Source organism: Microbacterium bovistercoris (assembly GCF_003387575.1).
Classification (GTDB): domain Bacteria; phylum Actinomycetota; class Actinomycetes; order Actinomycetales; family Microbacteriaceae; genus Microbacterium; species Microbacterium bovistercoris.
This window is the reverse complement of the sequence record NZ_QUAB01000024.1, coordinates 65,966-76,106: the sequence shown is the minus strand read 5'-3', so window position 1 is coordinate 76,106 and position 10,141 is coordinate 65,966. Positions and strand designations below refer to the sequence as shown.

Here is a 10,141-nt window from a genome sequence, read left to right as displayed (position 1 = left end):
GGCGTTGTCGCCGGCGCCGGCGGCGAAGCGGATGCCGGCGACGCCGGCGCCCGCACCCGGCTGGGCGGCAGTCGCCGCACCCGGCCCGGCGACCGTCTCGGCCGGGCCGAGCACGCGCGGCAGCACGATGCCACTCGCATCCCTGCGCAGGGCGAGCGAGAGGATGTCGCGGTCGTAGCCGTCCGCTCCCCAGTAGCCGGTGCCGCTGGCATCCGAACGGTCCGTGACCAGCTCTTCGAGCTGCGGATTCCCTCCTGCCTGCACGGGGCCGAAGCCGCGCAGTCGCCAGGTGAGCCAGTCGTGGGGCAGCGCGACGGCGGCGACGCGGGCGGCGTTCTCGGGCTCGACGTCGGCCAGCCAGCGCAGCTTCGTGACGGTGAAGGACGCGACCGGCACGACGCCGGTGCGGGTGCTGAACCGCCCCGCGCCGAGCTCGGCGACCAGGTCGGCGGCCGCGCCTGCCGACCTGGTGTCGTTCCAGAGCAGGGCGGGGCGGATCACGCGGCCCCGGGCGTCGAGCGCCACCATCCCGTGCTGCTGCCCGGCGATCGAGACGGCGGAGACGCCGTCCAGCCCGCCCGCCTCGGCGAGCGCGCGCTGCAGTGCATCCCACCAGGCTTCGGGGTCGACCTCGGTGCCTTCGGGGTGCGATACGCGCCCGGTGCGCACCACCGCGCCTGTCGCGCTGTCCCGCACGACGACCTTGCACGACTGCGTCGACGAGTCGACTCCGATCACCAGCGCCATGCGCGGCATCCTCTCATCTCTGTTGTGCTCTGTTCGGCGTGAGACCCCGACTTCTGAGCGAGACCTCGCCGCTGAGGCTGGGGTTCGTGTGGAAGCCGGGGTCTCACTGCGGTCTCGCGCGGGACTCGAGGTCTCCGGGCGAGCCGGGTCCGTGGTCGGGTCAGCGGGCGCCGAGCAGGTGCTCGGTGGCCAGCTGCTGCAGGCGCACGAAGCCGAAGCCCTTGCCGCCCAGGTACGCGTCCGCGTCGAAGTCCTCGTAGGCGCTGCGGTCGGCGAGGAAGTCGTCGTAGCTCTCGCCCGGGTTCAGCGTGGGCTGCGAAAGCTCCGCGACCTTCGCCGCGGCCAGCGCCTCCTGCACCTCGGGGTCGGCGCGGAACGCCGCGGCGCGCTCCTTCAGCAGCAGATAGGTGCGCATGTTCGCCGCGGCGGAGTCCCATACGCCGTTCTCGTCTTCGGTGCGGCTGGGCTTGTAGTCGAAGTGGCGCGGGCCGTCGTAGGCCGGGACGCCGCCGGGGCCGCCGTTCTCGAGCAGGTCGACCAGTGCGAACGCGTTGTGCAGGTCGCCGTGGCCGAAGACCAGGTCCTGGTCGTACTTGATGCCGCGCTGGCCGTTCAGATCGATGTGGAACAGCTTGCCGTGGTACAGCGCCTGGGCGATGCCGGCGGCGAAGTTCAGACCCGCCATCTGCTCGTGCCCGACCTCGGGGTTCAGACCCACGAGCTCGGGGCGCTCCAGCGAGTCGATGAAGGCGATCGCGTGGCCCAGGGTGGGCAGCAGGATGTCGCCGCGCGGCTCGTTCGGCTTCGGCTCGATGGCGAAGCGGATGTCGTAGCCCTTGTCGGTCACGTAGTCGCCGAGCAGGTTCACGGCCTCGCGGTAGCGCTCCAGCGCCGCGCGGATGTCCTTGGCGGAGTCGTATTCGGCGCCCTCGCGGCCGCCCCACATCACGAATGTCTTCGCACCCAGCTCGGCGCCGAGGTCGAGCTGACGGAACACCTTGCGCAGCGCGAAGCGGCGCACCTGCCGGTCGTTCGACGTGAAGCCGCCGTCCTTGAACACGGGCGCGCTGAACAGGTTCGTGGTGACCATCGGCACGATAAGGCCGGTGTCGGCGAGGGCGCCCTTCAGCCGGTCGATCTGGGTCTGCCGCTCGGCATCCGTCGAACCGAACGCGAACAGGTCGTCGTCGTGGAAGGTCAGGCCGTAGGCGCCGAGCTCGGCGAGCTTCTCGACGGCGTGCACGACGTCGAGCGCCGGGCGGGTAGGGCCGCCGAAGGGGTCGGTGCCGTTGTAGCCGATGGTCCAGAGGCCGAACGAGAACCTGTCCGCCTTGGTGGGGGTGAGTGCCATGATGATCCGCCTGAAGCTGGTCGATGAAATGTTGTAGGGCAGAACATATCAGGACGGATGGGCGGATGCAACGCCTCAGCCGCGTGGGGGAGCGGTGGACGCCCGCACCACGAGCTCCGTCGGCATGCGCACGCCATCCGGTTCGGTGCCGTCGAGCATTGCCAGCAGCATCCGCACCGCCGCCGCGCCCATCTCGAGCAGCGGCTGGCGCACCGTGGTCAGCTGCGGCGCGTGCGAGGCGGCCTCGGGGATGTCGTCGAAGCCGACGACCGAGAGGTCGTCGGGCGCGCGCAGTCCGCGCTCGGTCGCGACGCGCATCATCTCGATGGCTGACACGTCGTTCGCCGCGAACACGGCGGTCGGTGCGTCCGCCAGGTCGAGCAGTGCATGCGCGCCGGCGGTCGATTCCGCGGCGCGGTAGCCGCCGTCGGCGACCAGGGCGGGGTCGTATCGGATGCCTGCGGCGTCGAGCGCGGCGCGATAGCCCTCCTCGCGCTGCTGGGCGGACTCGAGGTCGGTGCGTCCGCGCAGGTGGGCGATGCGCCGGTGTCCCAGGGTGAGCAGGTGCTCGGTGGCGGCGCGCGCGCCCGCGACGTTCTGCACGCTCACGGTCGCCGGCCGGCTGGTGCCCACGTGCGGGTCGACGGCGACGGTCGGGATCGGGGCATCGGGGGCGATCGTGGGGGTGACCAGGATCGCTCCGTCGATCAGCGTGCCGCCGAGCCGGGAGAGCGAGCGCCGCTCCCAGCCGTGGTGCTCCCCGGCCGAGACGGTGCCGGCGTAGGAGAGCACGTCGTAGCGGGTGTCGCGCAGCGCATCCGACACTCCGCGCAGCAGCTGCAGGGCGAAGGGTTCGAACTCCGCGACGAGCACGCCGATCACGTTCGTGCGGCTGCGCCGCATGGAGGTCGCGACCAGCGAGCTCTCGTAGCCGAGATCGTCGACGACCCGCATCACGTGCGCGAGCGTGGCGCGCGAGACGCCGTCGCGTCCGTTGATGGCCTTCGACACCGTGGCCACGGAGACGCCGGCCGCCTGGGCCACGTCGGTGATGGTGATCCGCCCCGTCATGCGCCCTATCCTAGGTTTCGAAAACGATATCGATAACGATTGACATGCTCGCGCCGGAGTGGCAGAGTTGCCGACGTTCCATTCGGTGCAGCTGGCAACAAATACCTGACGATCACACTGCACCCACTCGATGATGAGGAGAGACACAGCATGAAGGCACGCAAGGCCTGGGCTGCAGCCGCAGCCGTCGCCGCGCTCGGAACGCTCGGCCTTACCGCCTGCTCGGGCGGCTCGGGCGACGCGGATGACGGTGGCAAGGTCACGATGACGATGTGGCACAACTCCACCACCGGCGACGGCAAGCAGTACTGGGATGACGCCGCGGCCGCGTTCCACAAGGAGAACCCGGATGTGACGATCAAGGTCACCTCCATCCAGAACGAGGACATGGACGGCAAGCTGCAGACCGCCGTGAACTCCGGCGACATGCCGGACATCTTCATGGCGCGAGGCGGCGCCAAGCTCGCCGACATCGTCAGCGCCGGCAAGGTGAAGGACCTCTCCGGCAAGATCGACCCCGACGTGAAGAAGTCGTTCGGCGACGCGCCGTTCAGCGCGTTCACCGTGGACGGCAAGCAGTACGGCATGCCCAGCGCAGTGCTCCCCGGCGGCATGTTCTACAGCCAGGACCTGTTCGAGCAGGCCGGCATCACCGAGAACCCGACCACGATCGACGACCTCGGCGAGGCCGTCGCGAAGCTCAAGGCCGCGGGAATCTCGCCGATCGCGCTCGGTGCGAAGGACGCCTGGCCGGCGGCGCACTGGTACTACTTCTTCGCCCTGCGATCCTGCGGGCAGGACGTGATCGAGAACCTGGCGACAGAGGCCGACTTCAGCGACGAGTGCTGGCTCACCGCCGCGGAGAACCTCGACGACTTCGCCCAGATCGAGCCGTTCAACAAGGGCTTCCTCACCACCTCGGCCCAGCAGGGCGCCAACTCGTCGGCCGGCCTGGTGGCCAACCACAAGGCCGCGATGGAGCTCATGGGCGCCTGGGACGTCGGCGTCATCGCGAGCCTCACGCCCGACCAGAAGCCGCTGCCCGACCTGAACTGGTTCCCGTTCCCCGAGGTCGACGGCGGCGACGGCGAGCCCGGCGCCATGATGGGCGGCGTCGACGGGTACTCCTGCTCGAACGACTCCCCGGCGGCCTGCGAGGAGTTCCTGAACTTCGTCTCGTCGAAGGAATGGCAGGAGAAGTACGCCGTCGCGTTCCAGACCATCCCGGCCAACCAGGATGCCGTCGGCGCGGTGACCGACCCGTCGCTGAAGCCGCTGATGGAGGCCTACCAGGAGGCGCCGTACGTCTCACTGTGGCTCGACACCGCGCTCGGCCAGAACGTCGGCAACGCGCTGAACACCAGCGTCGTGGAGATGCTCGCCGGTCAGGGCTCTCCCGAGAAGCTGATCGAGACCGTCAGCGCCGCGGCGGCGAGGGGCTGATCCGCACCATGTCGCATGCTCAGGCCGTCGCGGCTCCCACCGTGCCTGAGGGGAACGACCGCACCGGGGCCGGCGCCATGCCGGCCCCGGTGCGGCGGGCCCCGCGCGCCGATTGGCGCAAGCGCGGCGAGATCGCGCTCCTCTCCGGCCCCGCCCTGCTGCTCTTCCTCGGATTCGTCATCTTCCCGGTGCTGATGGCCGGGTTCTACGGATTCTTCAAGTGGAACGGCTTCGGCTGGCCGACCGAGTTCGTCGGCCTGGACAACTATGTGCTGATGTGGCAGGACGAGACGTTCCGCGCCGCCGTCTCGCACAACTTCATCATCGTCGTGCTCTCGCTCGTGATGCAGGGGCCGATCGCGATCCTGTTCGCGCTGCTGCTGAACCAGAAGATCCGCGGGCAGTCCCTGATCCGCGTGCTGATCTTCACCCCCTACGTGATCGCAGAGGTCGTCGTCGGCATCGGGTGGAGCCTGATGCTGCAGGATGCCGGGGCGCTGAACTCGCTGCTCGAGAAGATCGGCCTCGGCGCATTCCAGCAGTCCTGGATCGCCGACCCGTCGATCGCGATCTGGTCGCTGATGATCATCCTCACCTGGAAGTACCTCGGCTTCGCGGTGATCCTCATGCTCGCCGGAATGCAGTCCATCCCCGAAGAGCTGTACGAGGCCGCAGCGATCGACGGGGCCGGCTTCTGGAAGATGCAGTGGAGCATCACGCTGCCGCTGCTCGGGCCGACCATCCGGATCTGGGCGTTCCTGTCGATCATCGGCGCGCTGCAGCTGTTCGACCTGGTGAACATCATCTGGGGCCAGTACATCGCGGCCACCGCCGGCACCTCCACCATGGCCACGTACATGTACCAGAACGGCCACCTCGCGGGGAACTACGGGTTCGGCAACGCGGTCGCGGTGATGCTGTTCCTCATCTCGCTCGTGGTCGCCCTCATCTATCAGCGGTTCGTGCTGCGCCGCGACACAGAAGGCGCACTGACCGGACCACGCAGCAGGAAGGGCCGCAAGAAGTGAGCACCGACACCATGAACACCTCGGTCGCGATCCGCGCCGTGCGCCCGTCGGGGCGGCGCAGCAGGCCGAAGCTCCGCTGGGGCAGCCCCGGCGTCTACCTGCTGGCGGTCGTGCTGATCACGATCTGCATCACCCCGGTGCTGTACGTGATCATCGGCGGATTCCGCAGCAACTCCCAGATCACGCTCGACCCGTCCGGATGGCCCGACCCGTGGGTGCTCGCCAACTACGGCGAGGTGCTCTCCAGCAGCGAGTTCTGGACGGCGATGCTGAACTCCACGATCTCGGCGCTGGGCACGACGGTCGGCGCGGTGGTGCTCGGCGTGATGGCCAGCTACGTCATCGCCCGCTACAGGTTCAGCGGTAAAGGCGTGATGTACTCGCTGTTCGCGGCGGGACTGATGTTCCCGATCACCGTGGCGATCACGCCGCTGTACCTGATGATCCGCAACCTCGGTCTGGTGAACAGCCTGGCCGGCATCATCCTGCCGCAGATCGCGTTCGCGCTGCCGGTCACGATCATCATCCTGGTGCCGTTCCTCCGCGCCATCCCGGACGAGCTCGAGGAGGCGGCGGCCATCGACGGCGCCTCCCGCCTCGGCTTCTTCTGGCGGATGGTGATCCCGCTCAGCCTTCCCGGCGTCATCACGACCGGCATCCTCGCCTTCGTCGGTGCGTGGAACGGTTACATGCTGCCGCTGTTCATCCTGAGCGATCAGGCCCTGTTCACCCTGCCGCTGGGCGTGCAGAACTTCTCCTCGCAGTACTCGGTCGACACCGCGCGCGTGCTCGCGTACACGGCGCTGTCGATGCTGCCCGCACTGGTGTTCTTCAGCCTGTTCGAGCGGCGCATCGTCGGCGGTCTCACCGGGGCGGTGAAGGGATGACGACCCTGCCCGACACGACGACGGAGACCCCCGCCATGGCATCCGCCCTTCCGGCCTTTCCGGCCGCGACCCCGCGCGTGAGCGCCCTGCTCGCCGAGATGACCCTGGAGGAGAAGGCCGCGCAACTGGTCGGCTACTGGCTCGACCAGGGTGGCGAGGTCGTCGCTCCGATGCAGAACGAGATGGCCCGCTCCGAGGGAGCGCTCGCCGAGATCACCCGGCACGGGATCGGTCACTACACCCGGGTCTACGGCACAAGGCCTGTCGACCCGGCCGAACGCGCAGCTTGGCTGTGGCAGGAGCAGCGCCGCCTGAAGACCGAGACCCGGCTCGGCATCCCGGCGCTCGTGCACGAGGAGTGCCTGACCGGCCTCGCAGCCTGGAAGGCGGCGACGTTCCCGACGCCTCTGGCCTGGGGAGCGTCGTTCGATCCCGAGCTCGTGGCCGAGATGGGCGCGCTGATCGGCGAGTCGATGCGCGACCTCGGCATCCACCAGGGGCTGGCGCCCGTGCTCGACGTCGTGCGCGACCCGCGCTGGGGTCGCGTCGACGAGTGCATCGGCGAGGATCCGTACCTCGTCGGCACCGTGGGCACCGCCTACGTGCAGGGTCTGCAGTCCCACGGAGTGCACGCCACGCTGAAGCACTTCCTCGGCTACTCCGGTTCCCGCGCCGGCCGCAACCACGCGCCGGTGCCGGCCGGACCCCGCGAGGTGGCGGACCTCTTCCTGCCGCCGTTCGAGATGGCGATCCGCGACGGCGGGGTGCGCAGCGTGATGAACAGCTACGCCGAGATCGACGGGGTCCCCGTGGCCTCGGATCCCGCGCTGCTGACGGCCCTGCTGCGCGAGCAGCTGGGCTTCGACGGCGTCGTGGTGGCCGACTACTTCGCCGTCGCGTTCCTCGAGGTCATGCACGCCGTCGCCGCCGACCGCGGCGAGGCCGCGGCACTCGCGCTCGCCGCGGGCATCGACGTGGAGCTGCCCTCCGGCGACGCATACCTGGCGCCGCTGGTGGAGCGGGTGCGGGCGGGCCTGTTCGACGAGGCGTACCTCGATCGCGCAGTGACACGTGTCCTGCTGCAGAAGGAACAGCTCGGTCTGCTCGATCCCGGCGCCTTCGCCGACGAGCCGCCCGCGCAGATCGACCTCGACACGCCCCGGCACCGCTCTGCGGCGCGGCGGCTCGCGGCCGAGTCGCTCGTGCTCCTCTCGAACGACGGCGCGCTGCCGTTGGCGAAGGACGCCCGGCGCATCGCGCTGATCGGCCCGAACGCCGACCGCACGGCCGCGCTGCAGGGCTGCTACTCGTTCGCGAACCACGTGCTGGCGCACCACCCCGGTCACGAGCTCGGATTCGACATCCCCACCGTCCGCGAGGCGCTCGCCGCCGCGCTGCCGGATGCCGAGATCGTGCACGTCCGCGGCTGCGAGGTGGAGGGGGATGACCGCTCCGGCTTCGCGGATGCCGCGGCCGCAGCATCCGGCGCCGAGGTCGCCGTGGTCGTCGTCGGCGACCAGGCGGGGCTGTTCGGACGCGGAACGGTCGGGGAGGGCAACGACGTCGAGTCGCTCGAACTGCCCGGCGCGCAGCGCGACTTGGTCGAGACGCTGGTCGCCACCGGCACGCCGGTCGTGGTGGTGCTGATCACCGGTCGCCCCTACGCGATCGACTGGTCGCTGGACGGTGACGGCCCGCGGCCGGCGGCGGTGCTGCAGGCGTTCTTCCCCGGCGAGGCCGGGGGAGAGGCGATCACCGACGTGCTGACCGGTGCGGTCGCGCCGTCGGGGCGGATGCCGGTGAGCCTGCCGCGCTCGTCGGGATCGCAGCCGTACAGCTACCTGCATCCCCCGCTCGGCGGCCCGTCGGATGTGACGTCCACCGACCCCACCCCGCTGCGGCCGTTCGGGTTCGGGCTGAGCTACACGACCTTCGCCTACGAGGATCTCGCGGTGTCGACCGAGGCCTCCACGAGCGGCCGGTTCACGGCAGCGGTCACGGTGCGCAACACCGGCGATGTCGCGGCGACCGACGTGGTGCAGCTCTACGGGCACGACCCGGTCGCGAGCGTCACCCGGCCGGTCGCGCAGCTGCTGGGGTACGCGCGCGTGCAGCTCTCGCCGGGCGAGAGCCGCCGGGTGAGCTTCGACGTGCCGTCGGCCCGCTTCGCGTTCACCGACCGCGGACTCGTCCGCGTCGTCGAGCCCGGTCCCGTGCAGGTGTGGGTCGGGGCGCACGCCGAGGCGAAGCCGCCGGCATCCGGTCCGGCGGATGTCACGGGCGGGGCGATCTCCAGCGAGCGTCCGCGCGCGCAGCGTTCGCTGCCCGGCGGCGCGACGGCAGCGGCGACCGTGCTGCTCACCGGCGGCGTGCACGAGGTCACCGGCGCGGATGCCCGTGTCGTGGCGGTTTCGGTCGAGTGACGGCGGGCCTCGGTAGCCTGGGACGATGAATGAGCGGGCGACGACCGTCGAGGGGGTGCGGCGCACCAACCTGGCAGAGGTGCTGCGGCTGGTGCACCACGGAGGACCGCGTTCGCGCGCCGTGATCACCGCCGAGACCGGTCTGAACCGGTCGACCGTGTCCGACCTCGTCGCGCGGCTCGCTGCGGCCGGTCTCGTGCGCGAGCATGAACCCGACCCGACCCGCAGGGTGGGCCGTCCCTCGCCCATCGTGGCACCCAGCCCCGACGTGGTCGCCATCGGCGTGAACCCCGAGATCGACGCCGTCGAGATCGGTGCGGTGTCGCTGGGTGGCACCGTGCGCGTCCGCGAGCGGATCGCCGTGAGCGACCCGGATGTCGCCGAGGTCGTCGAGATCGTCGCGCGCACCGTCACGGCCTGGCGAGCGGACACGCTGCGCGACTGCCGCATCGTCGGCGCCGGCGTCGCCGTGCCTGGGCTGGTCCGCGCCGAGGACGGCCTGGTGCGGTTCGCCCCGCACCTGCAGTGGCACGACGCCGACATCGCCGGCCCGCTGGGCGACGCACTCGGCCTGCCGGTCGTGGTCGGCAACGACGCCACCTACGGCACCAGGGCGGAGCGGCTGTTCGGCGCCGCGCGCGAGCACGGCGACGTGGTCTACCTCAACGGCGGCGCCAGCGGCATCGGCGGCGGGCTGGTGCTGCACGGGCACCTCATCGGCGGTGCGGGCGGGTACGCCGGCGAGTGGGGCCAGGCGGCCCCCAGCCTGGCGGATGCCGCGGATCGCCGCGCCGAGGGCGGCGTGCTGGAAGACGAGGTGAACCGTGCGCGTCTGGTCCGCGCCACGGGGCTCACCGCACCCGACGACGCGGAGCTGCAGAGAGCGCTCACCGCATCCGCCGAGGCGGCGACCGAGACGGCCCGGCAGCGACGCATCCTCGTCGCCACGCTCAGCAATGCCGTCAACGTGCTCAACCCGTCGAAGATCGTGCTGGCCGGCTTCCTCGCCGCCCTGCGCGAGATCGACCAGGAGGGGTTCGACGACGAGGTGCGCGGTCGTGCGCTCGCCGCCTCCGCCGAGAATCTCGAGCTGGCGTCGGCGGCGCTGGGTGCCGACCGCCTGCTGATCGGCGCGGCCGACGCCGCGATGGAACGACTGCTGTCCGATCCGCTCGGCTGAGCGGCGCCTGA

At 70.6% G+C, this 10,141-nt stretch carries 8 protein-coding genes; 5 read left to right on the top strand and 3 right to left on the bottom strand.

The window, feature by feature from the left end; translation table 11 throughout:
• The 3 genes from DY023_RS04845 to DY023_RS04835 all read right to left on the bottom strand — a co-directional run.
• Nucleotides 1–747: FGGY family carbohydrate kinase (locus tag DY023_RS04845; RefSeq protein WP_245958595.1), on the bottom strand; the 747-nt coding region annotated here is incomplete at its 3' end.
• 160 nt (nt 748–907) lie between these two features.
• Nucleotides 908–2,098, bottom strand: a complete 1,191-nt coding sequence (gene xylA, locus DY023_RS04840; RefSeq protein WP_116241216.1) for a xylose isomerase — start codon at nt 2,096–2,098, stop codon at nt 908–910.
• Nucleotides 2,099–2,173: 75 nt separating this feature from the next.
• A complete protein-coding gene (locus tag DY023_RS04835) occupies nt 2,174–3,169 on the bottom strand; it encodes a LacI family DNA-binding transcriptional regulator (protein WP_116241215.1) in 996 nt (331 codons plus the stop codon).
• 150 nt (nt 3,170–3,319) lie between these two features.
• Here DY023_RS04835 and DY023_RS04830 point away from each other — a divergent pair, with 150 nt between their 5' ends.
• From DY023_RS04830 to DY023_RS04810, 5 genes are read left to right on the top strand one after another with little or no spacing between them, the layout of a single operon-like run.
• Nucleotides 3,320–4,612 carry an extracellular solute-binding protein gene (locus tag DY023_RS04830; protein WP_116241214.1) on the top strand — a complete coding sequence of 431 codons (1,293 nt, stop codon included), beginning with the start codon at nt 3,320–3,322 and terminating at the stop codon, nt 4,610–4,612.
• Nucleotides 4,613–4,620: 8 nt separating this feature from the next.
• Nucleotides 4,621–5,640: a carbohydrate ABC transporter permease gene (locus DY023_RS04825; RefSeq protein ID WP_116241213.1), complete on the top strand. Its 1,020-nt coding sequence runs from the start codon at nt 4,621–4,623 to the stop codon at nt 5,638–5,640.
• An 11-nt stretch (nt 5,641–5,651) separates the two neighbouring features.
• Nucleotides 5,652–6,527 carry a carbohydrate ABC transporter permease gene (locus tag DY023_RS04820; protein ID WP_116241223.1) on the top strand — a complete coding sequence of 292 codons (876 nt, stop codon included), beginning with the start codon at nt 5,652–5,654 and terminating at the stop codon, nt 6,525–6,527.
• A gap of 35 nt (nt 6,528–6,562) precedes the next feature.
• Nucleotides 6,563–8,950, top strand: coding sequence for a beta-xylosidase/alpha-l-arabinosidase (locus DY023_RS04815; RefSeq protein ID WP_116241222.1), 2,388 nt, complete (start codon nt 6,563–6,565; stop codon nt 8,948–8,950).
• A 25-nt stretch (nt 8,951–8,975) separates the two neighbouring features.
• The gene (locus DY023_RS04810) at nt 8,976–10,130 is read left to right on the top strand and encodes an ROK family transcriptional regulator (RefSeq protein WP_116241212.1); all 1,155 of its coding nucleotides are present in this window, start codon (nt 8,976–8,978) and stop codon (nt 10,128–10,130) included.
• Nucleotides 10,131–10,141 lie beyond the last annotated feature (11 nt).